The organism is Bradyrhizobium sp. 142 (assembly GCF_023074015.1).
GTDB lineage: Bacteria > Pseudomonadota > Alphaproteobacteria > Rhizobiales > Xanthobacteraceae > Bradyrhizobium.
The window spans coordinates 1-24,222 of the sequence record NZ_JADPKQ010000082.1; the positions used below are offsets into that span (position 1 = coordinate 1).

At 64.6% G+C, this 24,222-nt stretch carries 20 protein-coding genes; 9 read left to right on the top strand and 11 right to left on the bottom strand.

What is annotated here, in order from left to right; genetic code table 11:
- The coding region (locus IVA82_RS08790; protein WP_247493253.1) for an IS701 family transposase at window positions 1-811 on the bottom strand (811 nt) is incomplete at its 3' end.
- Window positions 812-819: 8 nt separating this feature from the next.
- Here IVA82_RS08790 and IVA82_RS08795 point away from each other — a divergent pair.
- Both IVA82_RS08795 and IVA82_RS08800 read left to right on the top strand, forming a co-directional pair.
- Window positions 820-1,185, top strand: coding sequence for a LysR substrate-binding domain-containing protein (locus IVA82_RS08795; RefSeq protein ID WP_247384204.1), 366 nt, complete (start codon window positions 820-822; stop codon window positions 1,183-1,185).
- A gap of 318 nt (window positions 1,186-1,503) precedes the next feature.
- Window positions 1,504-2,745, top strand: coding sequence for an adenylate/guanylate cyclase domain-containing protein (locus IVA82_RS08800; protein ID WP_247384205.1), 1,242 nt, complete (start codon window positions 1,504-1,506; stop codon window positions 2,743-2,745).
- Between the two features lie 185 nt (window positions 2,746-2,930).
- Here the strand turns inward: IVA82_RS08800 and IVA82_RS08805 are convergent, their stop codons facing one another.
- From IVA82_RS08805 to IVA82_RS08825, 5 genes are all read right to left on the bottom strand, one after another.
- Window positions 2,931-3,728, bottom strand: coding sequence for an adenylate/guanylate cyclase domain-containing protein (locus tag IVA82_RS08805; protein WP_247384206.1), 798 nt, complete (start codon window positions 3,726-3,728; stop codon window positions 2,931-2,933).
- 290 nt (window positions 3,729-4,018) lie between these two features.
- Window positions 4,019-4,753: an outer membrane beta-barrel protein gene (locus IVA82_RS08810; RefSeq protein WP_247493254.1), complete on the bottom strand. Its 735-nt coding sequence runs from the start codon at window positions 4,751-4,753 to the stop codon at window positions 4,019-4,021.
- A gap of 205 nt (window positions 4,754-4,958) precedes the next feature.
- Window positions 4,959-6,158: an adenylate/guanylate cyclase domain-containing protein gene (locus IVA82_RS08815; RefSeq protein WP_247384208.1), complete on the bottom strand. Its 1,200-nt coding sequence runs from the start codon at window positions 6,156-6,158 to the stop codon at window positions 4,959-4,961.
- Window positions 6,159-6,281: 123 nt separating this feature from the next.
- Window positions 6,282-6,866 carry a HutD family protein gene (locus IVA82_RS08820; RefSeq protein WP_247384209.1) on the bottom strand — a complete coding sequence of 195 codons (585 nt, stop codon included), beginning with the start codon at window positions 6,864-6,866 and terminating at the stop codon, window positions 6,282-6,284.
- A gap of 126 nt (window positions 6,867-6,992) precedes the next feature.
- A complete protein-coding gene (locus tag IVA82_RS08825) occupies window positions 6,993-9,080 on the bottom strand; it encodes an adenylate/guanylate cyclase domain-containing protein (protein WP_247384210.1) in 2,088 nt (695 codons plus the stop codon).
- A 322-nt stretch (window positions 9,081-9,402) separates the two neighbouring features.
- On the opposite strand from IVA82_RS08825, the gene IVA82_RS08830 reads away from it, so the two are divergent.
- From IVA82_RS08830 to IVA82_RS08850, 5 genes are all read left to right on the top strand, one after another.
- Window positions 9,403-9,708 carry a DUF2282 domain-containing protein gene (locus tag IVA82_RS08830; RefSeq protein ID WP_247384211.1) on the top strand — a complete coding sequence of 102 codons (306 nt, stop codon included), beginning with the start codon at window positions 9,403-9,405 and terminating at the stop codon, window positions 9,706-9,708.
- 52 nt (window positions 9,709-9,760) lie between these two features.
- Window positions 9,761-10,672, top strand: a complete 912-nt coding sequence (locus IVA82_RS08835) for a DUF692 domain-containing protein (RefSeq protein WP_247384213.1) — start codon at window positions 9,761-9,763, stop codon at window positions 10,670-10,672.
- Window positions 10,662-11,444 (top strand): DNA-binding domain-containing protein, encoded by a 783-nt coding sequence (locus tag IVA82_RS08840; protein WP_247384214.1) that lies wholly within the window; start codon window positions 10,662-10,664, stop codon window positions 11,442-11,444. The genes IVA82_RS08835 and IVA82_RS08840 overlap by 11 nt, the downstream gene beginning before the upstream one ends.
- A complete protein-coding gene (locus IVA82_RS08845) occupies window positions 11,441-11,950 on the top strand; it encodes a DoxX family protein (protein ID WP_247384215.1) in 510 nt (169 codons plus the stop codon). The genes IVA82_RS08840 and IVA82_RS08845 overlap by 4 nt, the downstream gene beginning before the upstream one ends.
- A 117-nt stretch (window positions 11,951-12,067) precedes the next feature.
- Window positions 12,068-12,877, top strand: coding sequence for a class I SAM-dependent methyltransferase (locus tag IVA82_RS08850; protein WP_247384216.1), 810 nt, complete (start codon window positions 12,068-12,070; stop codon window positions 12,875-12,877).
- A gap of 63 nt (window positions 12,878-12,940) precedes the next feature.
- Here IVA82_RS08850 and IVA82_RS08855 read toward each other — a convergent pair whose 3' ends face one another.
- Window positions 12,941-14,497: a L,D-transpeptidase gene (locus IVA82_RS08855; protein WP_247384217.1), complete on the bottom strand. Its 1,557-nt coding sequence runs from the start codon at window positions 14,495-14,497 to the stop codon at window positions 12,941-12,943.
- A gap of 274 nt (window positions 14,498-14,771) precedes the next feature.
- Window positions 14,772-16,208 carry an oligosaccharide flippase family protein gene (locus IVA82_RS08860; protein ID WP_247384218.1) on the bottom strand — a complete coding sequence of 479 codons (1,437 nt, stop codon included), beginning with the start codon at window positions 16,206-16,208 and terminating at the stop codon, window positions 14,772-14,774.
- A 280-nt stretch (window positions 16,209-16,488) separates the two neighbouring features.
- Between IVA82_RS08860 and IVA82_RS08865 the strand changes: the two genes are divergently transcribed.
- The gene (locus IVA82_RS08865; protein ID WP_247384219.1) at window positions 16,489-17,577 is read left to right on the top strand and encodes a glycosyltransferase family 1 protein; all 1,089 of its coding nucleotides are present in this window, start codon (window positions 16,489-16,491) and stop codon (window positions 17,575-17,577) included.
- A 26-nt stretch (window positions 17,578-17,603) separates the two neighbouring features.
- Entirely contained in the window at window positions 17,604-18,824 is a 1,221-nt protein-coding gene (locus IVA82_RS08870) for an endo-1,4-beta-xylanase (protein WP_247493255.1), read from the top strand.
- A gap of 35 nt (window positions 18,825-18,859) precedes the next feature.
- Here the strand turns inward: IVA82_RS08870 and IVA82_RS08875 are convergent, their stop codons facing one another.
- From IVA82_RS08875 to IVA82_RS08885, 3 genes are all read right to left on the bottom strand, one after another.
- Window positions 18,860-19,807, bottom strand: coding sequence for a DUF6492 family protein (locus IVA82_RS08875; RefSeq protein WP_247384221.1), 948 nt, complete (start codon window positions 19,805-19,807; stop codon window positions 18,860-18,862).
- 94 nt (window positions 19,808-19,901) lie between these two features.
- Window positions 19,902-20,696: an rRNA adenine N-6-methyltransferase family protein gene (locus IVA82_RS08880; RefSeq protein ID WP_247384223.1), complete on the bottom strand. Its 795-nt coding sequence runs from the start codon at window positions 20,694-20,696 to the stop codon at window positions 19,902-19,904.
- On the bottom strand, window positions 20,693-24,157 hold the full coding sequence (locus IVA82_RS08885) for an AAA family ATPase (RefSeq protein WP_247384225.1): 3,465 nt from the start codon (window positions 24,155-24,157) through the stop codon (window positions 20,693-20,695). The genes IVA82_RS08880 and IVA82_RS08885 overlap by 4 nt, the downstream gene beginning before the upstream one ends.
- Window positions 24,158-24,222: the final 65 nt, after the last annotated feature.

Below are 24,222 nucleotides of genomic sequence, written 5' to 3' on the forward strand. Positions count from 1 at the left end.
CTCCCGCCGACAGGCGCTTCCAGTCGGACGGGCGCCGCGTCCGGGCGAGGTCCGCGGCCGTACCGGCGACCGGCGGTCGCTTGCCCCAGGATCGAAACACATGAGCGCTGCTGACCCCAAGCACGTAGCCTTTGCCTGCCCGCCGTAGTTGCTGTTCGATGTCGCCAACACCGTAGACCGTATCACCGGCAACCCACTTGAATGGTACAGACGCGGCTATCGCACGTGCGATCATTCTCGTCGCAAGCTTTGGTTTGGTCGCAAAGCCGACATCGGCAGGCACGTATGCGGCTTCCAGACGATCTGGATCGTCGGTCCATTCCTTCGGAAGATACAACGCGCGATCGATGAACGCATGACCATGACGCGAAACGTAGGTAGCGAAGACGCCGATCTGGCAGTTCGTGATCTTCCCTGCCGAACCAGTGTATTGCCGCGCCACTCCGCACGAGGCCTTACCCTGCTTGAGAAAGCCGGTCTCGTCGATCACCAGCACCGCATCGTCATCCGCCAAGTGCTCGATGACATAGTCCCGGACGATGTCGCGCAGGGCATCAGCGTCCCAATCCCCGCGACCCAGGATCGCCTGCTGACGCCACGGGCCAGGATCGCCAGCCGCCTCCGCGCGCATCCAACCGGTCTTGCGCTGCTCATCTCCGAGCAGACCTTCCAGGAACAGGCCTGCATTCGTCGCCACACGCTCTTGCGTGAACAACGGACGTATCCGCTGCTTGATCTCTCGAAGCGACGCCGCCCACAACGCAAGCGTCTCCTCAACCGACGCGGCCCGCGCCCACGACATTCGAATCATGGTTGCCCATGGATTCAGAAGTCTGCAAACAAAGCAACTGTAATGTTATGCCGTGGGGTGATGAGTGGTGTCTTGTCAGCGCCAAGGGCGAGCACAGGATTGCGGCTCGCGGGCTCCTGCGCAGCAACAACGCTGATATTCTGCGGATCGCGGCCTTGCGGGGCCTCGGCATCGCACTCTTGCCGAGCTGGGCGGTAGGAGACGAGCTACGGTCCGGGACGTTGACGCGCATCTTGCCGGGATGTGAGCCACCAGCGAGCGCGATCTACGCCGTCTATCCCAGCAACCGTCTGATGTCCGCAAAAGTGCGCGCCTTTGTCGATCATTTGGCGCGACGGATTGGGCGCGTGCCATATTGGGAAAAGGGACTCTGAGGCCCACATCGACTTGCGCGCCAGGATCGTGGAACTGGCTGTCTCGTATAAATCGAGCAAGTTCGGAAGGCCGCAGAATGGCGCGATCGAGCCGCGCTGGCGGAACCCACAGTTGCCGGAAACCGCGCAGTGCCCGCAGGTTGGCAGAGCGCCACTTGTCGCACCCGCGGCTCCTTCCCAAATATGGGCGCTAGTAGCGCCACCTGGCCGCCGGAGAGCGGCAGGGTTCGTTTTCCCTGCAGAGGAGGCTTCCGGCCAGGTTTTCCGTCGCGGAAACCAGCTGTGCCGTTCCCGACGCCCGCAAACGAAACTGATCGGTTGGCTGCCCTGCGCGCGCTGAACATCATCGATAGCGCGCCTGAAACTGTTTACGACGAAATCGCCGAGCTTGCGGCGCAAATCTGTGGCTGCCCGGTCGCCTATATCAGCTTCATCGATGATGACCGGCGCTGGCTCAAGGCGAGATATGGACTTCCGGCCGCGATGCCCGACGCGCCGCGCGGCAATGCTGTCTGCACGACGACGATTTGCGGTACCGACCTATTCGTCGTTCCCGATTTGAAGCAGGACCCGCGGTTTGAGAACAGCCCGATGGTCGCGCTGGAGCCGCCGTGCCGCTTCTATTGCGGCATGCCGCTCATTACGGACGATGGCTATGCGCTCGGGACGCTCTGCGTGATGGATTTCGAACCGCGCCAGCTTTCCTTCGAGCAGACTGAATCGCTGCGCAGGCTGTCGCATCAGGTGCTGGCGCAATTGGAACTCCGCAGGAAGCTGATCGAGTACGAGCAGACCATCAGTGAGCTGGATCTCAAAGCCGCTGCCGAGAAAGCGCGGACCGAAGAGCTGCTCCGCAATGTCTTGCCCGCGCCGATCGCGGACGAACTGAAGCGGAGCGGCAAGGTTCGGCCCAAATACACCCGGTCAGCAACTATTCTGTTTGCAGATATCCAGGGGTTTACGCTGCTGGCCGAACGGAGCGAGCCGGTGAGGCTCATCAATCTCCTCGATGAGTATTTTACGGCCCTCGATGAAATCGGCGCCCGCCATGGTCTGGAAAAGGTCAAGACCATCGGTGACGCCTATATGGCGGTTGCCGGCGTGCTTTCGCCAGACCGGCGGCACTCGATCGATGCCTGCCTGGCTGCGCTGGAGATGCGAACCAAAGTCGATCAGTTCAAGGCACGATACGAAGGGGAATACGCCTTGCAATTGCGCATTGGCATCCATACCGGACCGGTGATTTCCGGTGTCGTGGGCAACCGCAGGCTGACTTTCGACATTTGGGGCGATGCGGTCAACACTGCGTGGTTGATGGAAGCGTTTGGGGTCGCGGGGCGGATCAACGTCTCGGAATCCGTGGCCGGACACATCCAGGGACTGTTCGAACTCGAGCCGCGCGGTCCCATCGAGGCCAAGCACGAACGCGCGCACGAAATGTTCTTTCTCAACGGCTTGAGAGCGGAATATGCGCGCAGTGACGACAGCAATTTGCCAAACGACAGATTTCTCTCGGAGTACAACCGTCTTGGTGGCTCGCGGTCGGCTGCGGCCTCGTGAGAGCTCGCGCCCCGAAATGCGTGAGCAAATGGGTCGCGTGCGCGGTTGCTCGCATTCGCTCAAGTCGTCCAATGCTCATCGGTGCCTACGTCCGCTGTCTGGCGTAAGCCGGAAGACAGTACACGCAACGCCCCCGCTTTCGCGTCATATCGCTTCTCTGCGGGCCGCAACGCTGCATCCCTCCCTCAACCCTCCACCCGGTACAGCCGCCATCGCTCCGGCACGCCCTTGAGCTGATGCACGCCGTGATCCCTGAAGCGGATTTCGGACTTCGACACAACCAGGTCCCTGACCGCGCTCGAGACCAGGACTTCGCCGGCACGCGCTTTGGCGGCAACACGCGTGCCGATGTGGAAGGCGAGACCGACCACCTCGCCGCCACTCACCTTGTATTCGCCCGCGTGCAGCCCGACCCTGATCTCGAGCCCCAGCGTGCGCACGGCCTTTTGGATCGCGGCGGCGCAACTGATGCCGGCCGCCGGCGCCTTGAAAGTCGCGAGCAGGCCGTCCCCCGTCGTCACGACTTCCTTGCCGCGCGAGCTCTTCAGCTCCTTGCGGACGGCGGCGTAATAGTGACCCATCACCTGCGACCAGCGGGCATCGCCGAGCTTCGCTGCTTTCTCGGTGGAGCGGACGATATCGACGATCAGGATCGTGGCGAGCGCCTGTTTGAGATCGGCGCTGCTGCCGGCGGACTGCCGCCGGCTCGCAATGGGTCCCGCCAGCGGTTCATAGCGATGGTTGCGCCGCCGCGCGATTGCGGCTTTTGCATAATCCTGGGCGCGCTGCGCGGTGCCACAACGAATCGTTTTCTCCTGCGGCAGACGCGTCCAGTAGACCTTCCGTCCGTCGCCGGCGCCAAGGACCTCTACGGCGCCCCATTTCAGGAAAACCGCGGAGCCAACCCGCCTCACGCACCACGCCTTCGACGTGTATCCGGACACGTTCGACTGGTGGATGCCAATGCGAAGGAATTTTGGCATGAATTTGCGGCCGATCGCAGCAACGTCTTTAGGTGTTGTTTGCGCATGATCTTCTCGGAAAACCGCTGCGCACTTTTCCGGATCATGCTCCGGGATAAAGCGTAGTCATACAATCCTGCGTTGGCAACAGGACTCCCGACCGGAGATTTGCCGGCGGCTGTCGCCTCTGTTCGCATCGCGATCCCTGATATCGCGCGCGTCCTGGGCCAGTCATTGCCTCCTGCCCGCAATGAAAAGAGCCCGGCCTCTGACGAGACCGGGCTTAAGTTGACTGGAACGAGTGGTAAGGTTCAGTCGAACTTGTACATGAGGGCCGCACGCACCGTGTGCGTGTCAAGCGTGAAGGCCTCGGTGTTGAACGTCGGCGCGCCGAGGCGACCGGTGGTGTTGCCGAAATTGTCGTAGAGATATTCGCCGCGAACGATCACGTTCGGCGCCACCTTGAAGTCGATGCCGCCGCCGACCGTGAAGCCGACGCGGGTGGCGCTGTTGCTGTAGGCGGGATAGACCGCGCCATTGAACACGACGGGCGCAATGAGGTTCAGCTTGTCGTGCACGCCGGCAATCGCGGCACCACCGGCGACGAACGGCAGCCAGTTGCCGAACGAATAGCCGAGGCGAGCGCGCGCATGCGCCGTCCAGTCGATCTTGTTGTCGATCGACGCGATATTGTTGCCAAGGCCGTTGAACGGCGTTCCGATGGCTTTGGAACCAGACACGTCGGCCCAGTTGCCGTCGAATTCCACACCGAGCACCGTGTTGCGCACCTGGATGTTGGCACCGACGATGCCGCCGGCGGTCCAGCCCGAGGTGTTGTAGGAGCCCGGCCGATAAGGAGGGGACTCGTCAGAGGACCACTCGTTTGTGCCCCAGACTCCGCCAGCCGAAACGCCGAGATAGACGCCGGTCCAATCGGTGATCGGCGCGGCCACGGGCGCCTTGGTGTAATGCGCCGCAAGGTCGGCTGCCGACGCAGCGGAGACCAGCGCCGTGGTCGCGGCCAGTGTCGCAAAAAGCTTCTTCATGATTTTTTGTTTCCTAAGTTCTCGTTGAAACGGAGCTTAGGCTTAGTCGGCTCTGTGCAATTTGGCTGTAGTCCAGAAGCCACGCCTCGCCGCACGAGGTCTGCGCCAGGCGACTCGGCGCGGCGTGAAGCGACTTCAGATACTTCAGAAACCGTTCGTCAAGCAGGCCGAGCCGCGCTTCGCGCCTCAACGACCGATCGCATCTTCAGCCCTGATACGCAAACAGCTCGATCGCTTCGCTGAACCCGCGCACCTCGTATTCGCCGACGCGCTCCAGCTCGAACTCCCGCTCGACCAGCTCGGCAAACGCGCGCGACAGCAGCACCGTCTTTCCCAATTGCTTGGTGAGCGCTTCGAGCCGCGAGGCCATGTTGACGGCGGGGCCGATGACCGTGAAGTCGAGCCGGGTGCTGGATCCGATATTGCCGTACATGACGTCGCCGACATGGACGCCAATGCCGTAGTTCAGCGGCGCGCGGCTGGTCGCACTGTTCCTTTCGTTGAGGGCGACCATGGCCTGGCGCGCTTCGGTCACGGCATGCAGCAGATTGGCGCAGGCGTTGGGCTGGCTGAGCGGGAAAATAGCCAGCAGGCCGTCGCCGATGAATTTCAGGATTTCCCCGCCATGGCGCGCGATCGGCTCGGACATCGCGTCGAAATAGTCGTTGAGGAGATCGATGACATCGTCGCGCGGCCAGTTGTCGGAGATCTTCGTGAAATCGCGCAGATCGCAGATCATGATCGCGGCGCGCACCGTGGTTCCGGTGCCGCGGCGGGTAGCGCCGGCCAGGATGAGCTCGCCGGCATGGGAGCCGACATAGGTTTCCAGCAGGGTTCGCGCCAGCCGGTTCTTGACGCGGATCTCGCTGACCAGCGCCAGCACCGGCAACACGCGCTTCAAGCCCGCGATATGCACGTCGTCAAAGCCGCCGGGGCGGTCGGTCGCGAAGGTCACGATGTGCCGCTTGCCGAGCGTATGGTAGAGCGGCCAGGCCACATAGTCGGTCAGGCCTTTCGCGCGCATCTCGTCATAGATGGCGTGCTTGCGGCCGAGCGAGGAATCCTGTTCGAGATTTTCCCGCAGCTCGGTTGCACCGTCGTGGATCTCGTTGGCCGGGCTGCCGATATATTCCGAGCGCTCCCTGACATCGTAGTCGACCCGCGCGATCTCCGCCTCGCGCATGCCGTCGGACCACATGATGCGGGCGCCGAGCCATTGCGGGTGCTGGATCAGGACATGAAGCGTCGAGCGCTTGAGAGGAATGCCGGCCTGCTGCAACCGGATGCACATCTCGGCGAAGATATTGTCGATGAAGCGCTCGTCGCGCGTGCCGTTGGTCAGCCAGTCGACGACGTCGCCGCCGGGAGGCGTGGTGACGGAATTGGTGTTCGGCGGCGCGTTCATATCCGGCCTCTTGGCGGCGGTCTGCATCGGGAGACATATCGTGCTCCGGCTCCACGGCGTCAACCTAGCCAACTGCACGGATTGTGCGCACCGGGCTAACCGCGTAGCAGGCAGGATTGCGGCTTAGCCGACGATCTCGATCGATCCGAGCACCGCCAGGCCCAGGGCCAGCGTGAGCTGCGAGGGCCTGGCCAGTTCGACCTTCAGCGTAGATCTATCGGGAATCGCAAACTCCGCACCATCGAGACGGATGCTGCAATCGCCGCAGGCCGCGTAGACGAGATGCGTGCGGGCGGACAAGCGCCGATCGCCGGGCTCGGTAAGCGCAGAAAGCTCGATCTCGACCGCACCGCGCCGCGCCATCAGGTTCACGACCTCGACCGGACCGGCCTCGAGCTCGGTCACGATCGCAAGCTCGCCGGTGAAGCGCACGGTCGTGAACGGCTCGCGCTCGTCGAATTCACGGTCGCGCCCTTTAAGCACCAGCCCGCGCCCGCCGACGACCATCTGCAGGCGGTCGATGCCGGGCATGTATGAAAAGGGACCGGGCGCCACGATCGGCGTCGAGGCGAAGCGCCAGAGCAGGCTGTCCCAATCCTTCGCCGGCGCATCGGCGCGATGGGCATCCGCGATATCGGTGAAGACGCCGCCGCCGTTCTTCCACGGCGAGCAGGTGTAGTTCTCAGCTGTCAGCAGCGTGGTTTTCATGTGTTGGAGACCGTCCGGAAAGGTGTGTGGCCCGATAGCGCCTGCGCATCATGCGCGTGACGGATCGGCTTTGCCAAGGCATTTGGCATGATCGCGCAAACGGCTCCCGAATATCGACTCGCGCGGCTACTTCGTCAGCGCGGCGACCGGCCGCCAGGCCGCATCGGGCGCGGCCTCCGCCAATTGCCGGCAGCGCTCGCGCATCAGCTCGGCCGGCCGATCGTGGCCGCACTGCTTCAGCACGTCTTCGAAATCGGCCAGCGCCGCGGCAAACCGGCGTGCGCGATAGTTGGCGAGGCCCTGTTCGTAGCGCGCGATCCAGCCGGTCTCCTCGCTGCTTTCCTCCCCGGCAATCGCGATCAGTTCGTAGACCGAGAGTCCCTCTTCGCGTCCGTACACCGCGATGCTGTCGATCTCGCGCGCGAGGATGGCGCCGCGAGCCAGGCGTTCGGTTGCCTCGCCGATCAGGATTTGGGTGCCATAGGACTTGTTGGCGCCCTCGAGCCGGCTAGCGACGTTCACGGCGTCGCCGATCACGGTGTAGTTGAGGCGCAGCTCCGATCCGATATTGCCGACCAGCATGCGACCGGAATTGATGCCGATTCGGATCTGGAGGGCATGGCCGAGATCGTCGGCAAGGCCGGACTGCGCGATCGCCCTCTGGCAGTCGAGCGCGGCACGGCAGCATGACAGCGCATGATCGCGCTGCGGCCGAGGCGCGCCCCAGAACGCCATGACGGCGTCGCCGATGAACTTATCGATGGTGCCGCCATTGGCGACGATGGCTTCCGAGGCGAGGTCGAGATAGCGCGAGAGCAGCGGCACGACCCGATCGCCCATCCGCTCCGACAGGCCGGTGAAGCCGGCGATGTCGACGAACATCACGCTGAGCTCCTGGATGGCGCCGCCCGGCTTGGCTTCGACGCCCTGGCGCAGCAGCGAGCGGACGAGATCGGCCGGAATGAACTTTCGGAAGGCGGAGAGGCCGGCCGCCATCTCGGCGATCGCGCCGGACAGGCTCGCGATCTCCTTCAACCGCGATGGGTGACGCCGCACCTGCTCCAGCGCAAAGGTCTCGACATGACGGAGCTCGCCGACGACGCGGGAGAGCGGCGCAGCGATCACCGACCGCGCGAGCATTGCCGAAGCCACGGCCGCAAGCACCGCGCCAACAGCGAGACCCACGATCAGGCGCCGCAGCGTCGTCTCGACTGGTCCGAGGAACTCGGCTTCGGGAATCACCGTCGCAAGCGACCAGCCCGGAAACGACAGCGGCGTCAGCGCGACTTCATAAGCCGCGTGGTTCGCGGTGAGCCGGCCTCGCCACGCCTCCGTGCGCCCCTTTCCGCCGGCAGTCGCAAGCGCCATCTGCGCCAGCGGCAGCAGCTGCTGCTCGCCATGGGCAGCGTGCAATTCGTCGGCATCCTTGTCGGGCGCGGCGACGAGCTCGGAGCCGTCGTCCAGGATGAATGCGGCGCCGGTGCGGCCAACCTCGAGCTGGGAAAGAAACCGCGCGAGCCTGGTGTATTCGATGATGATTGCAAGGACGCCCTGGCGCTCCTGGTAGACGTCGATGGGACCGGCAAAGGCGATCGACGGGCGCTCGCCGATCGGATGGTCGGCCACGCGGAACCATTGTGGACCGCTTGCGGCGATGCCGGTCTTGAACCAGCTGCGCTCGGCGACGCGGAAACCGGTCGGCTCGAAGCGGCGGCTGGCAAATTCGATATCGCCGGGCACCACGTCATATTCGTCGACGCGGCGCTGGCCCGGGTGATCCGTGAGCGAGATCTCCATCATCTCCAGATGCCCGTCGCCAAGCTTGTGGGCGGCGAAGAAGGAGCCATCCGGCCAGCCGAAGGCGACCCAGGAGATCGTGGCCTGCGATTGCAATTGCGACAGGAACACGAACTCGCGCTTGTCGGCTTCGCGGGTGTCGAGCACGTTCTGGAGGAACAGCGTGCGGATCGCGGTGTGCGCGGCGTGCGCCTCAGCAACGATGGCTGCGACCTCCTTGCGGACGGCGGCGACGATCTGCTCGTTGATCGTCGAGGCGAGTTGCCGGCTGGTCGCCTCCGCCGTGCGCCACCACAGCAGGCTCGAGAGCGCGGCGGTGAGGAGGATTGCGGTGAGCACCAGCGCCGACACCGCAAGGCGGATGCTGACCGTCAACCTGGCGAGCGCATCAAGCTGCCGTCCGGGAAAGACGTTCATCGCTGTTTCCGCTCTCCGGCCCAGCCGGAACTGGTCAAACCACCCGGTATCGTTCTACGCGACGCCGCCCGCGTTCGTTACGTCTCGCAGGCAAAGCCCGCGGCCTCCAATGCTCTCCGGCTAAGGTCTCAATAGCGCCAAGGCATTGGATTTACCCGACCGCTTTCCTGCCAATCCGGACCCAAGCGTACGACCTGTGCGCCGCACCCAACGGTCTCACGAAATCGTGAGCGGCCTGCGCAGTAACGCTGTCCGCGGACGAACGAAGTAGACGATGCGCTCATCGCCCACAGGGCGATGCAATCCCGAGAGGAGATATTCGATGTCTGCAAAGAATACCGTCACTGCGTTCGTTCTTGCCGGCGCCGTTAGCACCGCGCTCGCGACGCTGGCCGTCGCCGCTCCGCTGACCAAGGCCGAGGGGGATGCCGCGGTGGCTGCCAAGAAGGAAAAATGCTTCGGCGTCGCGCTGAAGGGCCAGAACGATTGCGCGGCGGGACCGGGCACCACCTGCCAGGGCACCTCGACCACCGACTTCCAGGGCAACGCGTGGAAGTTCGTGCAGGGCGGCACCTGCACCAGCATCGAGCTGCCGAACGGCAAGAAGGGCTCGCTCAAGCCGGTGTAACGCGGCTAGCCGGCACATCACGACAAACAGGGAGCGGAGGAGCACGATGACCATGGCAACCAAGACAAATGCGTCCACGGCCGTGCCTCTCCGCTTTCCCGCTCCGATCGGCGGCGTCGCCGGGACGAGCTTCAAGCCCGAGCATCTTGCGGCCATCCTCGAAGCCGGCCGGCAGCGCGGCTTCTTCGAGGTCCATGCCGAGAACTACATGGGCGCGGGCGGCCCGCCGCATCGCGCACTGGAAGCCATCCGCCGCGACCATCCGCTTTCGCTGCACGGCGTCTGCATGTCGATCGGCGGCCCGCAGCCGCTCGACAAGGCGCATCTGGCGCGCTTTCGCGGCCTGGTCGCGCGCTACCAGCCGGCACTGGTCTCCGAGCATCTGGCTTGGTCCACGCATGAGACCAGCTTCTTCAACGATCTTCTGCCGCTGCCATATACGGAGGCGACGCTGCGCTGCGTCTGCGATCACATCGATGAGGTGCAGGACGCGATCCGGCGCCCGATCCTGCTGGAGAACCCGTCGACTTATGTCGCGTTCCGCGACTCGACCATGAGCGAGACGGACTTCATCCGCGGCGTCGCGCAGCGCACCGGCTGCGGGCTTCTGCTCGACGTCAACAACGTCTTCGTCTCCGCGGCCAATCACGGATTTTCAGCCCTGGATTATCTGGCGGACTTTCCGCTGTCGCATGTCGCGGAAATTCATCTCGCCGGACATGCCGTACAGGCGGACGACGACGGCGCGCTGCTCCTGATCGACAGCCATGACGGCCCGGTCGCCGACGCCGTGTGGACGCTGTTCGAAATCGTCATCGGGCGTCGCGGCCCGGTGCCGACGCTGATCGAATGGGATAGCAAGATTCCCGATTGGCCGGTCCTGCAAGCGGAAGCCGCGGCCGCGCAGGTGATCCTCGACCGTGGCGCATCCAGCACGCTGCCGGCAGACCGTCATGCCGCTTGAGCAGAACCAGACTTTTGCCACGGCTTTCGCGCGGGGGCTGCTCGATCCAACGCGACCTGCGCCGCCGGACGTCGCGGGCCGAGATGGCAGATCAGCCGGACGGCGCTACGACGTCTACCGCAACAACGTCACGGTCAGCCTGATTGAGGCGCTCGCCGCGATCTATCCGGCGGTGCAGCGCATCACCGGCCCCGATTTCTTCCGCGCCATGGCGCGCTGCCACATCCGCAAGTCCCCACCGACCTCGCCGCTGCTGTTCGACTATGGCCGCGACTTTCCCGCGTTCATCGAGAGCTACGAGCATGCGCGGGAACTGCCTTGGCTCGCCGACGTTGCCCGCATCGAACGTGGCTGGCTTGACGCCTACCACGCCCGGGACGCCGCGCCGTTGTCGCCGGCACAGCTCGCTGCGATCGCGCCGGAACGGCTGGCCGACCTGGTTTTGATCCCGCACCCGGCCACTGGAATCGTGCGCTCGAAATTCTCGGCGGTGACGATATTCGCCGCCAACCGCGACACCACACCGGTCGAACGCATCGACGGTTCGACGCCGGAAGATGCATTGATCACGCGCGCCGAATTCGACGTCGTCGTCCGGCACCTTCCGCCCGGCGGCGCCGTCTTCGCGGCCAGTCTGATGTCGGGCCGGCCGCTCGGCGAGGCTGCCGCGTCGGCGCTGAACGCGTCGCCCGATTTCGACCTCGCCTCGAACATCGCCGGATTGATCGAAGCCGGTGCATTCACCTCGATTGCTTTTGGAGACGCAGGATGATCGCGGATCAACGCATGTCGGCGGACGGGAGCCTGCCGGCTCTCGCGCTCCTGATCGACAAGGCCAATCATCTGCTGCAGACCATCGCATCGCCCTCGATCGTGCAGTTGGTGCTGCGCTTCGCACTGGCCGTGCCGTTCTGGCGCTCCGGCATTCTCAAGTGGGGCGGCTTCCTCAAGCTGAACGACACCGCGGTGACGCTGTTCACCGACGAATTCATGCTGCACCTGCCCGGCGGCCCCTATCATTATCCCGCGCCGACGATGATGGCCTTCCTGTCGGGCTGCGGAGAGATCATGTTTCCAATTCTTCTGATCCTCGGCCTTGGCACGCGGTTCGCCGCGCTCGGGCTATTGTTCATGACTATCATCGTCGAACTTACCGTGCCCGACGGCTGGCCGGTGCACATCACCTGGGCGGCGATGGCCCTCGGCATCATGGCCTACGGGCCGGGGCGCGTCTCGCTCGACCATGTGATCGGCCGGGCTCTCTCGACCGAACGATAGCGGCTCGGCTCCAAGGAGTTTGCGGCCAATGAGCGGCACATAGTACGGATCAACCGCCGCTTTCGCCTGCCATGTGCTATCCTGTCGCTGAAAGTCCGGACCTTCAGCGAGGCGACCATGTCCGATGCCGATAAGGTTTTCGCCGGCTCGATCCCCGGGATCTACGACACCTATTTCGTGCCGCTGATCTTCTCCGATTTCGCCGACGATATCGCAAGGCGCGTAGCGGCTCTCTCTCCATCGGCACTGCTGGAGACTGCCGCGGGCACCGGTGCGGTAACGCGCGCCGTTGCCGCCGCACTGCCTCACGACTTCCGCTACGTTGCGACCGACCTTAACGAGCCGATGCTCGCAATCGCCGCGCAGCGCCAGGCTGGGGATCCCCGCATTTCCTGGCGCCAGGCCGATGCATCGGCCTTGCCGTTCGACGACACCGAATTCGACGTGGTCTGCTGCCAGTTCGGCGCCATGTTCTTTCCGGACCGCGTCAAGGCGTATGCGGAGACAAAGCGCGTCCTGAAGCCGAACGGCACGTTCCTGTTCAACGTCTGGGACCGTATCGAGGAGAACGTGTTCGCGCACGAGGTAACGATGGCGCTCGGCGAGCTGTTTCCCGATGATCCGCCCCGCTTCATGGCCCGGACGCCGCACGGCTATCACGACAAGGCCGTCATCAAGGCAGATCTCGAAGGCGCAGGCTTCCGCGACATATCGATCGAAACGAGACCTGCGCTAAGTCGCGCGCCAACGGCCGAACAGGTTGCGTTCGCCTATTGCCAGGGCACACCGCTGCGTTCCGAGATCGAGGCAAGAGACGCCAGCAGGCTTCAGGCCGCAACCGACGCCGTCACTGAGGTGATCCGGCTGCGTCACGGATCCGGACCGATCGAAGCCAAGATCCAGGCCCTGGTGATAACGGCGCGCTAAGTGAATCTGCCTCCGCCCCTGCGCTCCAGACATCCATGTGGCTGAAGGGCGGCGGTCGGTGTCCTACCAGAAGCTCCGCGGCATCGGCTGCGCCGGCTGATAGTACTGGTACTGGCCGCGCCGGCGCGGATTGACCGGCTGCGGATACGGATCGCGCTGCTGGAAGAAGAAGCCGAAGCCATTGCCGCCATTGTCCCAGCTGTCATCGCTGGCAATGTCCATCGGCGCGGTCGGCTTGCGCGTGATGAAGCCGCCCTGGGGCTGGTTGCTCAACACCGCGACGAACTCGGTGCGATAATTGGTCTCGCTGCTGAGCGGCTCGTCCGAGATGATGATCGACGATCGCGGCAATGCGGTCGGCGCGATCCGATCGAGCACCTCCTGCGGGATGGTGATCCGGTCGAGCGCGTTCTTGGCGTCGTCGCCGTTTTCGATCGTGACCACGCTCCAGCGCAAGCCTGTATCGTTCTTCGCCATCGCCGTGAAGATATGCGTGCCGAGCGGCTGGTCGGGATTGCGGATCGCGATCGGGACCTCGATGCTGGTATCGAACACTTCGCCGCCGCCGTCCGGCGCCGGCTTGTGCGTGTTCCGCCGGACGTAAAGCTTCTGCGTCGCGCGGCTGATGTAGACCGAAACCGGCTCGAGCGCGAGTTTTGCGTCGGTCGCCGCCTTGACCGCGTCGGCCTTCTTGGCTGCCGCCGCCTTCGCAACATCCTTGGTGGCAGCGACGGCATCGCGCTTCGACTGCGCCGCGGCCCTGGCGGAATCGAGCTGCGTCGCTGCATCCGCCGCCTTGGCGGCCGCCTTCTGCCTGAGCTCATCAGCCTTCGCCATGGCCTGGTCGGTCTTTGCTGCCGCTAAAGACTTGTCGGCGAAGGCGAGCTCGGCGTCGGCGCGGGCCTTTTGCTGTTCCAGCTTGCGCAGCGAAGCGGGAAGCGAGGCGGCCTCTTTCGCTGCCGCTGCCGCAGCCTTTTTGGCCTCGTCGGCAGCGCGGGTCGCCTCCTCGGCCTCGGCGGATAGCTTGCCGATACGGTTCGGCGCTGCCGCAATGGCCTCCCGCTTCGGCAAGAACAGCGCGGGATGAGAGAAATCGACCGGGGCCGCGTTCTCAGGCGAGATGATCACCCGCATCCCGATCTGCGTCTTGTCGAACAGACCCTCCGCGAACCCAAAGGGCATCCGTACGCAGCCATGTGAGGCGGCATAACCGGGCAGCGGCCCGCCATGCAGCGCGATGCCGTTCCAGGTGATGCGCTGCATGTTCGGCATCCAGGCATCGTCATACATGGTCGAGTGGTGGTCCTTGTCCTTCTCGATGACGGCGAAGACGCCCGCCGGCGTCTCGCGCCCTGTCGTGCCGGTCGACACCGGCGCGCGCAGGATCCAGCCGTCGGCGTCGTAGAACGTGACCTGCTGGCTCTTGATCGACACGATCGCCATAATCGGCTCGCCGGCCTCGCGCGGGGCCACAGCCTCGACAGGCTGGCGCGCCTGCTTCGCCGCGGCGGCCGGCGTCAGTGCTGCAAAGGCGACCATTGCCGCCAATGTCAGAATTCCGGGAGGCCCCCAACGCCGCATCGCCACGGTGGATTGCGCCGTCGTCAATCGGTCTTTCATGCCATCCTCGGTCGAAATGCCAGTCCGCGCTTGTGTCGGTCACGTATCAGATTGCGATTTCTGGATTAAGAAATCACAGCCGCCTTACGTTCCCTGTGTGGCGATATTCGGCCCGTTCCGGCGACAAACCTCTCATATACGACGGCGCGCGCAGGCGGAAGGGCGGCTCGCGGCCGGGGCTGGTCTGAGGCTGGTGGCCTCTCGCTGCGGCAGAATGTCCGGATTGCGATGGCCGCCCTGGCGTCAGTTGGCGGGGCCACACCCAACAGGCGCGCTAAACGCCTAGCGCCTTCCGGTTGAAGGATCGCAGGAAGCGCAGCGACAGCGTCCGCACATTCGCGACGTTGAACAGCCACGCAGCGGCGGCATAAGCCAGCCCGCCGGCGAGGCTGACGATGATGAGTGGGACGAGGCCGGTGCCGCTCGCTTGCGATCGTGCAACGAGGATTGCAGCCGCCATCGCGGCGGCGGAGGCGGCAATGCCGGCGAGCCGGTTGAGGTCGAACGGCACGGGATGGGCGCGGTGCATCAGCACGACGGCGACGAGGAGGCCGATCGCCTCGGTCGCGAGCGTCGCCAGTGCCGCACCGTAGATGCCGTAGCCTGCGACCAGCACGAGCATCAGCGCCACGCTCAGGACCAGCGTGAGGAACGACTGCGCCGCCAGCATGAAGGGCCGCTCGGCAAGCTGAAAGCTGATCTGCACGTAGAACTGGTTGGCGATGCCGAAGAAGCGGGCGATCACCAAGGTCGGCAGCAGCGCCGACACGCCGGCTCGGAAATCGACGCCGACGAGCGTGCCTGCGACCTGGTCCGCCGCGAGCGCAAGCCAGACCGCAACGGGCGCGACGACGACGAGCAGCAGTTCGAGGCTCTCGGTCAGCCGCTCCCGCGTCACCGCGTCATTCTTTTCAGACAATGTCCGGAACACCAGCGGCACGGTCGCCGCGGCGACGCTGGAGGCGATCATGACCATGAACTGGCGCGGCAGATCTGCCGCCACGCCAAAGATGCCAGCGGCATCCTTGCCGAGCAGCCAGGCGACGATGAGCCGGTCGCACGTCGAGTACAACGCGACGGAGAGACCAGCCAGCGTCAGAGGCAATCCGTAACGCACCAGCTGCATGAACTGGCTGCGTTGAAAACGTGCGATCCTGGTGCGATCTCCGGCAAGGTTCAGGATGATGCCCGTCAGCGAGCCCAGACCAAACGCCGCGAGCAGGCCCATGCCGCCCCAGCCAAGCCAGATGCCGAGCAGGCCGAAACCGATGCTCGACACGCTGCGCACGATCGAAATGGCGGCGAACCGGTAGGGCCGCAGTTTGGCGCGCTCGAACTCCTGTCCGACATCGACCGCATTCGCCATGATCGCAACGAACATGCTGGCGAGCAGCAGCTCGACGCTGACGTCGCTGCGGAACAGGAAGACCAGGGGGGTCGCGGCGCAAAGGGCCGCGGCGGTGAGGACGAAGGCGACCATCGCCGTGCCGCGAAAATCCACCTCCGCCGACATCGCCTGATAGCGTGACACCGACAGTTTGATCCAGGCGAAGAAGATCGCGCCCAGGATGCCGGCAAGGCTGATGCCGATGACGTAGACGCCGTACTCCGCCGGCGTCAGCAGCCGTGTGTAGGCGGTGACCGCGAAGAAGCCCACCGCCGCAGGCAGGATGTAGGCCACGAGGTAGATGGAGAAATGGCGATTCAGCATGCGAGCATGGGACCGGCGGCCTTGCGGTTGAGCCTTGCGCTTGAGCGGCGGTTAATCAGTTGGACTTTGGCGTGGCGATCGGACTGCGCCCCAGCATCCCTCATCCCTCAAGATAGCCACATAAGTCTGCAAATCGGCGCCCGAATGGAGCGGGCCCGGCCGGTTTCGCGCGTTAGCGTTAAATTTGCCCTGTTCTTGAACGGGGCGCCGCAACGACCGAAAAGAAACTATGATTTCAAAGACGCCGCCCGGCCTTCTGTAATGCGTGGACGTGACTGACATGGACGTTGCCGAACGTACACGGGTGACCCCGGCCTCCCGGCTGGACGGCGGGGCCGACGCCCCCCTGGCTCCAGCGGCCACCGCGACCGAGCGCGAACGGATGGTGCTCAACCTGTTCTTCGAGGAGCAGGACGATCGCTGGTTTCCGGGCGACCGCCACATCCGGCCGCTGCTGCGGCGGATGCTGCTCGGCAAGCCGTGGATCAGCGGCCAGCGGCGCGTCCTCCTCAATCTCTGTGCTGGCCTCGACAGGATCGGCATTCGCTATCGGGTGAACGATTACCGCTATATCCGCAAGCACCCGGAGGAGCTCGCCTGCATCATCGGGCGGCCGTTCGTGCTCGACTGGTTCGCCTGGAAGAACCCGCTCCTGCTCGGCGTCGCCATGTACGACCATCCGGTGCAGGCAGCGGGGCGTCTCAAGGACCTGCAAACGAAGGCCGTCCTGGTGCCCTGCACCTGGTACGCCGATATGTTCCGGCCGTATTGGCCGCATGTCGAGGCCTGGCCGGTCGGCATCGAGACCGACCTGTGGACGCCCGCGCCCGCCGAGCAGAAAAGCGTCGACGTGCTGCTCTACGACAAGGTGCGCTGGGAGCACGACCGCTACGAGAGCGAGCTGATCGACCCGATCCGCAGGCATCTCGAGGCGGACGGCCGCACGGTCGAGGTGATCCGCTACGGCCACTACAAGGAGGACGACTACAAGGCGGCGCTGGCGCGCTGCCGCAGCATGATCTTTCTCTGCGAGCATGAGAGCCAGGGCATCGCCTGCCAGCAGGCGTTGTCGAGCGGCGTCCCCGTGTTTGCCTGGGATCGCGGCGGGCCGTGGCGGGATCCGGAGTATTTTCCGCAGAAGGTGAGATACGAAGGCGGCGTGTCGTCGGTACCCTATTTCGACGAGCGCTGCGGCATGACCTTCAGCGATGCAGATGGCTTCGTGTCCGGCTGGAGTGACTTCTGGTCGCGCGCCCGCGCTGATGCATTCGCGCCTCGCGACTATGTGATGGACAATCTGACGCTCGAGAAGTGCGCGCTTCATTATTACGAGATCGCCGAAGCCGCGATGCAGCGTCACGCGCGCTGAAACGCGTGCAGCCAGGTGACCAGCAAGTGACCAAGCTCGACAGACGCGATTTTCTACTCGGCAGCGCCGCGATGCTCGCGGCGGGCGCATCGGCGTCCGCAGCGCCGGCGTCAAAATTTGCCCAGCGCCGCCCGGGCTTTGGCGCCGCTGCCACGCTCTGGGATCTGCAAGCCGATCCGCGGCTCGGCGAAGCCATCAGCACCTATTGCACCCAAATCGTGCCGGTGCTCGAGCTGAAATGGCCGATGCTGCGGCCGGACGCACACACCTTCGCCTTCGAGCGCGCGGATGCGATCCTGGATTTTGCCCGGCAGAACGATCTGACGATGCGCGGCCACGCGCTCGCCTGGTATCACGACATTCCGGACTGGACCAAGCAGATCAAGCACGCGAAAGGCGTCGAGCGCGCGTTCGTCGACCACATCGGCACCGTCGTCTCCTACTACAAGGACAAGCTGACGTCGTGGGACGTGGTCAACGAGCCGATCCCGGACAATCCGCGCAGTCCAAAAGACCGGCGCGACACGTTCTGGACGCAGCACCTCGGCGACCGCTGGATTGCGCTAGCGTTCCGCACCGCGGCCGCGGCCGACCCGTTCGTGAAGCTTGCGATCAACGAATACGACATCGAGTCGGCCAAAGATTCGTTCATCGCCAAGCGCGCCGCTTACCGCAATCTCATTATGGACCTGCTCGACCAGGGCGTTCCGCTTCACGCCGTGGGGCTGCAATCACACCTGCATGCCGAGCTCGACATCGACACGCATGGGCTGGCCGAATTCGTCACCGAGCTGAGGTCGTGGGGACTCGAGGTTCTCGTCACCGAGCTCGACGTCGACGACCAGAAGCTGACGGGCAATCCGGCGGAGCGCGACGCCATCGTCGCCAAGCGCGTCGACGACCTCTTGAGCGCGATCTCGACTAGCGGCCCGGTGCGTTCGATCCTGACCTGGGGCCTCTCGGATCGCTATAGCTGGATCAACGGCACCTTCGCCCGCAAGGACAAGCAGCCGAACCGTCCGTTGCCGCTCGACGGCGAGTTCAAGCCGAAGCCCTTTATGGACGTCATCAGCAAGTTCACGAAGGATGTTGAGGCAGCTCAGCGCTCAATTCACCTCTCCCCAACGGGGAGAGGTCGCATTTTGCGAAGCAATCCGGGTGAGGGGCCGCGGCATTCGGTGAGACCAGAACCCCTCACCCGGATCGCATCTTCGATGCGATCCGACCTCTCCCTACGGGAGAGGTGAACGTAGCCGACCGACTAAACCAAGTTTGTTAGATGTTAGCGCGTCTTCGGCGCCTCGAATTCGATCGCATCGCCCAAATGCTCGGGCGACAGGCTCGGACTGCGCCGGTCGCGTGAGTTCAGGCGGAACACGTCCCGAATGTCGTCGATTGAGGTCGACGAATAGGACTGGATGCAGAGCGCGACCTGCTCGGGCGAGGCGGCGCGCATCAACGTCTCGATCGCCGCGCGGTCGAGGCGGGTGTCCTCCCAGTGGGAGACGGCGATGCTGTCTTCCGTCACCCGATGGGCCGCCAGATGGTTCGGCGAATTGGCGACGAAGTGGCCGTAGAGCAGATACTCCGAAAACTTCTTCTTCCGGCACAGCGCCAGAACCCAGTTCACGCCCGTCGCGGACTTGATCGTGTCGGTCATCGCACGCGCAGTGTCCTTGTCCCAGACCAGCGCGTTGCCGACATAGTCGTCCGCTGGAAAAGCGCGGTCGTTGATGCCGAGCAATTGGTCGACCGTGCGCAGCCAGAGGCCGTGCAGCGGCGCGTCGGCGCTGATGGCGCACGGCGTGAAGAACAGCGGCGTCTTCTCGGCCCCGGCATATTGGCCGACGTCGAATTCGCGGAAGAACAGATTGTCCGAGTCCAGGATGCAGACACGCTGCTCGGGCGCATTGAGGACACCCGCGATTTTCAGGATCTGCTGGATATGCCAGCCATGGACCGGCGACGACAGAAGGGACAGCCAGATGCGCCGATTGCTGAACTGGAGAGCCGGCGGCAAGGCCCAGAGCCATTTTGGCAAATAGCACGAGGCCGGAACGATGACGCGCTTGTCGGAGCGGAACCGCTCGAACAGCGGCACGTCCTCATCGTTAACGAGAACATAATGCCGCGTGTATCCCGTCAGCCAGGTGTCGATGCTCTCGCTGAGCAGCGAAAAGCGCTCGATATCCTTGGCATAGCTAGCGGTCAGCAGTGCAACGGAATGCATAAGCGCGCTCAAATGGCCATTAGGCCGCAGTCATAGCCCGACCGAGAAGCGTTGGAAACTTGCATTCGCAATCAAGGTAAAATGAAACGGAGCATTAGCCATCCGCCGGCAACCCCTGCTCGATGCCGCGGAAGCGCAGTGGTGCCAGGGCTGACGCCCGCTGCCACCAGTCGGCGACACGGTCGTCGAGCGCAGTCGTGCCGCGGCCCTGACCGGGAAAGATCCGGATCTGCTGCACTGCCTCGGCCTCGAAGCCCTTGGCCTTGCGCGTGATCTTGATGACGGCGCCTTGGCGGTCCCGCTGCGTCAGCGGCACCAGAAGACGGCCGCGCGGCCGGAGCGACTGCAGCCAGCATGGATGCGGATGCGAGAAGCCGGCATGCACGATGATCACGTCTGCCGGCGGCTCGATCGCTGCGCATCCGTCGCCATGCACCACCTCGACGTTTCGATAGGGACGAAGGTAACTCGCAGCACGGGCCGCAAGCCGCTCGTCACATTCGATCGCGAGCACCAGTCCTTTCGGGCCGACCATCTTCGACAGCACTGCCGAGAAATACCCAAGCCCGCAGCCGATCTGGACCACGCGGTCCTTTTCGCGGATGTCGAGCACGCAGATGAAATGCGCCCACAGGCTCGGCAATCCCGTATCGAGCTTGCGGCGCGCATCGATTGCGACCAGCACATTGTCGTAGAGATGAACGGGATCGGCGTCGAGCGTCAGCCGATAGCTGCGCGCCGCCTCGCTCTTGATGCGCCAAGGCCCCCTTGCCAGAAAATCCTCACGCGGGACGGCGGCGAGCGCTTCGAGCAGGCGCGGCGAGGATATCCGTTCGCGTTTCGCGACCAGCTCGACATAACGCGCACGTGCGGCAACAAGATCGCTCATCTCACCGGATCGGGCCGTTGACGAACGGGCGCGGCGGCGCCGATCTCGTTGATCAGCTGCATCGCCTGCTTGAGGTCCGGCGTGTAGAAGCCCTCGCTGAACTTGGCGACGATCGGCACGAGCAGGAGGCTCGCATGCTGGTGCTTGCCGGTGTCGCGCGATAGCCGCGCAAGGCTGACGGCGGTTCGCAGCTCCCAGGACAGCGCGCCCTGCTTGCGGGCGGTCTCCAGCGAGAGACTGAACAGGTCTTCCGCCTCCTGCATCGAGGCCGGATCGCCGTCCGACAAAGTGATCTCGCCTTGCAGGCGATAGACCTCAGCAAGGTAGGAATGATCGCCGGTCCGCCTCGCGGTTGCCAGCGCGCCGTCGAGCGCGCGCAAGGCGGCATCGCGCATCCCGACCTTGGCATAGGCCTCCGCAAGCAGACAGCGGAACCAGCAGCCGGCCAGCCAGGAATCCATCGCCTCGTATTCGTCGAGGCCGAAGCGCATCTGGCTGAGGCCCTCGTCGGCTTCGCCGAGCTGGGCCAGCGCCCAGCCGCGCAGGATGGCCGCCTGCTGCTTCCAGTGCAGGAAATTGTGCTCGGTGGCGATGATCATGGCGCGGTTGGCGTGGTCGCGCGTGCCCTCGACATCGCGCAAATGCTGGCAAAGATAGGCGCCGAACACCAGCGCGAAAGCGAGCGTGAAGGGATGGCGGATCTTCTCGGCGTTCGCGATCGCCTGCTCGCTGTGCTGACGCGCCGCATCGGGCCGGCCGAGAAACCACAGGAGGTAGCCGAGATAGGACAGCGAGACGACGCCGGGATCGGTGCCGTGCCGCTCCATCAGGTCGGAGTGCAGATCTGGGCTGTAGAGGTTGATGCAGCGGTGCAAATGATGCTGCGAGGCGGCAAAGCGGCCGCGATAAAGCATGGTCATCGCGATGGCGCGGTGCGCTTCGATCAGATAGCCGGTCTGCTGCGCCGGCTGCGCACGCTCGTTCAGCCGCTCGCGCTTGGCGAACTTCAACAACTCGACGCTGAGATCGTGCGCGCGCGTCAGGTCGGCGCGGATGAAATGACACACCCAGAGTCCGCGCGTAGCGGCGAAGGCCTTCTCCTCGTCGTCGAGCTGCTGCCCGAGCTCAAGCGCGCGGATGTAGTTCTCCTCGACCTCCTGCACGGCATAGCCCTTGGCGGCGATCAGCGCGTTGCCGAGCGCGATGCGCAGCTCGAGCTCCATCTCGTCGGCGCCCTGCATGCGCGCATTGGCCTGCACCACGCCCAAGCCGCGCCGCAGATGGCCTATCGCTTCCAGATTGGCGCCGCTCTTGGCCGCCTGCTTGCCGGCCTTGAGCCAAAAGCTGGCGGCGCCCTCGCTCTGGCCCGACTCGGTCAGATGGTGGGCGAGCATTTCCGGCTCGCGCTCGGTCTTCTCCGGATACATCTCGGCGAGCACCTGGGCAATCCGGGAATGCAGCTTGCGCCGCTCGCTGTGCAGCAGGCTGGCATGCGCGGCATTCTGGATCATCACGTGCTTGAAGGAATAAAGCGCGTCCGGCGGATGGCCGCGGCGCATGATCAGTCCCGCCTGCTCCAGATGATTGAGCGCCGCCTCGATCTGCTCCGGCGGTGTGTTGGCAACCGCGTGCAGCGTCTCGTAGGAGAACTCGCGGCCGATGGTGGCGCCGATCTGAGCGATCCGCTTGAACGGGCCCATCCGGTCCAGCCGCGCCATCAGCGAGTCCGTCAGCGTCGCGGGGATCGCGAGCTGCCGCCACGGACCCGACAGCACGTAGCGCCCGTGCCGCTCGGTCAGGAGGTTGGATTCCAGAACGGTCTTGGTCAATTCCTCCAGGAACAGCGGCACGCCGTCGGTCTTGACGATGATCTCCTCGACGACCTCCTTGGGAAGCTCCCTGCCTGCGACGCGCTCGACCATCGTCGTGCGCAACTGCCGGCTCAGGCGGTTCAGCACCAGCGTGGTGATGTGAGAATGTGCGTTCCAGCTCGGCTGAAACTCGGAGCGCGCGGTGATGATGACGAGGATCGGCCGGTTCTGCACCCTGTCGACGAGGAGATCGATGACCTCGCGGGAGGTCGGATCGATCCAGTGCAGGTCCTCGAAAGCGATCACCAGCGGCATCTCGCGCGCGAGGCCGAGGAAATGATTGACAAGTGCCGAGACCGTCGCATCCTTCTGCTGCTGCGGCGACATGTCGAGCGGCGGATAGCGATCTCCGGTCGGGATCGACAACAGTGCGGCAAACAGCGGCGTGACCTGCTCGATGTCGCCATGGGCGGCGGCGACTGCGGTCTCCAGGCTGGTCAGCGCCACCGCGGACATATCCTCACGGTCGAGGCCGAGGGAGAATTTGAGCTGCTCGGCGAACGGATAGAATGCCGTGGAGGTGTAGTAGGGCGAGCACTGGAACGAGACCTGGCCGTGCCGATCACCCGCGATCCGCTCGAAGATTTCCTGGATGATGCGCGACTTGCCGATGCCGGGCTCGCCGAACTTGACCACGACCTGGCCGTTGCCGTCCCTGACCTGCTGCCAGCGCCCCATCAGCAGGGCGATCTCCTCTTCGCGGTTGACGAGCGGTGTCAGCCGCGTGCCCGCCGCGGCGGCGAAGCGGGTCTCCACCCGCGAGGCGCGCACCACGTGCCAAGCCTGCGCCTTTTCCGAGATGCCCTTCAGCGCGTGGACGCCGAGATTGCGGTAGTCGAACTTGCCCCTCAGCAGCGATTGCGTCGAAGACGAGATCACGACCCCGTTGGGCGGCGCCAGGCCTTGCAGGCGCGCGGCCAGGTTGACGGTCTCGCCCACTGCGGAGTCGCGCTCCTCGGTGCCCTGCCCCACGAGATCGCCGACCACGACGAGACCGGTCGCGATCCCGATGCGGACGGCGGGCGCGTGGCTGAGCGCGCCGCGCGGCTCGACCGCGCGCGCGGTCGACAGCACCCGGACGATCTCGAGCCCGGCGCGCACCGCGCGCTCGGCATCGTCCTCATGCGCGGTCGGATAGCCGAAATAGACCAAAATGCCGTCGCCGACGAAACGGGCGGCAAAGCCTTCATAATGCTTCACCACGCCGACGCAGGTTTCGCGGAAGCTCGCGATCATGTCGCGCACGTCTTCCGGATCGAACTGCACCGAGAGCGAGGTGGAATCCACCATGTCGCAGAACATGGTGGTGAGCTGGCGCCGCTCGGCGCCGACCTCCGTCCGGGCTTGCGGACGGGCCGGCGGAAGCGGCTCTTCCGCCGTCTCGGCCTGAAACAGCGCCGCCGTCGCCCGCTGCAGCCGCTTGCGATCGCCAAGCGGCAGTCCAAGTTCGGCGAGATCGGCTTCGGTCAGGTCTGCCACGACGTCGAGATCGAGGCGGTGCTGCACGAACAGGTCGTTGTACTGGCCAAGACCAATGCCTTCGAGCCAGCGCTTCAACCCGCCTTCCGTCCCCGGCTCTGTCTCCAGCATGGTGATTTCTGCCCGACCATCACTCCGTCGAAGGGCTCTGAGGCCCCTCAACCACAGATTTTGGG

Bases quoted from the DNA above. Each gene is read 5' to 3' on its own strand.
- IVA82_RS08805 (WP_247384206.1), bottom strand. From the start codon at position 3,728: ATGCCAAAATTCCTTCGCATTGGCATCCACCAGTCGAACGTGTCCGGA.
- IVA82_RS08850 (WP_247384216.1), top strand. From the start codon at position 12,068: ATGTCCGATGCCGATAAGGTTTTCGCCGGCTCGATCCCCGGGATCTAC.
- IVA82_RS08885 (WP_247384225.1), bottom strand. From the start codon at position 24,157: ATGCTGGAGACAGAGCCGGGGACGGAAGGCGGGTTGAAGCGCTGGCTC.
- IVA82_RS08825 (WP_247384210.1), bottom strand. From the start codon at position 9,080: ATGAACGTCTTTCCCGGACGGCAGCTTGATGCGCTCGCCAGGTTGACG.
- IVA82_RS08860 (WP_247384218.1), bottom strand. From the start codon at position 16,208: ATGCTGAATCGCCATTTCTCCATCTACCTCGTGGCCTACATCCTGCCT.
- IVA82_RS08840 (WP_247384214.1), top strand. From the start codon at position 10,662: ATGCCGCTTGAGCAGAACCAGACTTTTGCCACGGCTTTCGCGCGGGGG.
- IVA82_RS08855 (WP_247384217.1), bottom strand. From the start codon at position 14,497: ATGAAAGACCGATTGACGACGGCGCAATCCACCGTGGCGATGCGGCGT.
- IVA82_RS08865 (WP_247384219.1), top strand. From the start codon at position 16,489: ATGGACGTTGCCGAACGTACACGGGTGACCCCGGCCTCCCGGCTGGAC.
- IVA82_RS08835 (WP_247384213.1), top strand. From the start codon at position 9,761: ATGGCAACCAAGACAAATGCGTCCACGGCCGTGCCTCTCCGCTTTCCC.
- IVA82_RS08880 (WP_247384223.1), bottom strand. From the start codon at position 20,696: ATGAGCGATCTTGTTGCCGCACGTGCGCGTTATGTCGAGCTGGTCGCG.
- IVA82_RS08845 (WP_247384215.1), top strand. From the start codon at position 11,441: ATGATCGCGGATCAACGCATGTCGGCGGACGGGAGCCTGCCGGCTCTC.
- IVA82_RS08875 (WP_247384221.1), bottom strand. From the start codon at position 19,807: ATGCATTCCGTTGCACTGCTGACCGCTAGCTATGCCAAGGATATCGAG.
- IVA82_RS08810 (WP_247493254.1), bottom strand. From the start codon at position 4,753: ATGAAGAAGCTTTTTGCGACACTGGCCGCGACCACGGCGCTGGTCTCC.
- IVA82_RS08795 (WP_247384204.1), top strand. From the start codon at position 820: ATGGATTCAGAAGTCTGCAAACAAAGCAACTGTAATGTTATGCCGTGG.
- IVA82_RS08830 (WP_247384211.1), top strand. From the start codon at position 9,403: ATGTCTGCAAAGAATACCGTCACTGCGTTCGTTCTTGCCGGCGCCGTT.
- IVA82_RS08815 (WP_247384208.1), bottom strand. From the start codon at position 6,158: ATGAACGCGCCGCCGAACACCAATTCCGTCACCACGCCTCCCGGCGGC.
- IVA82_RS08820 (WP_247384209.1), bottom strand. From the start codon at position 6,866: ATGAAAACCACGCTGCTGACAGCTGAGAACTACACCTGCTCGCCGTGG.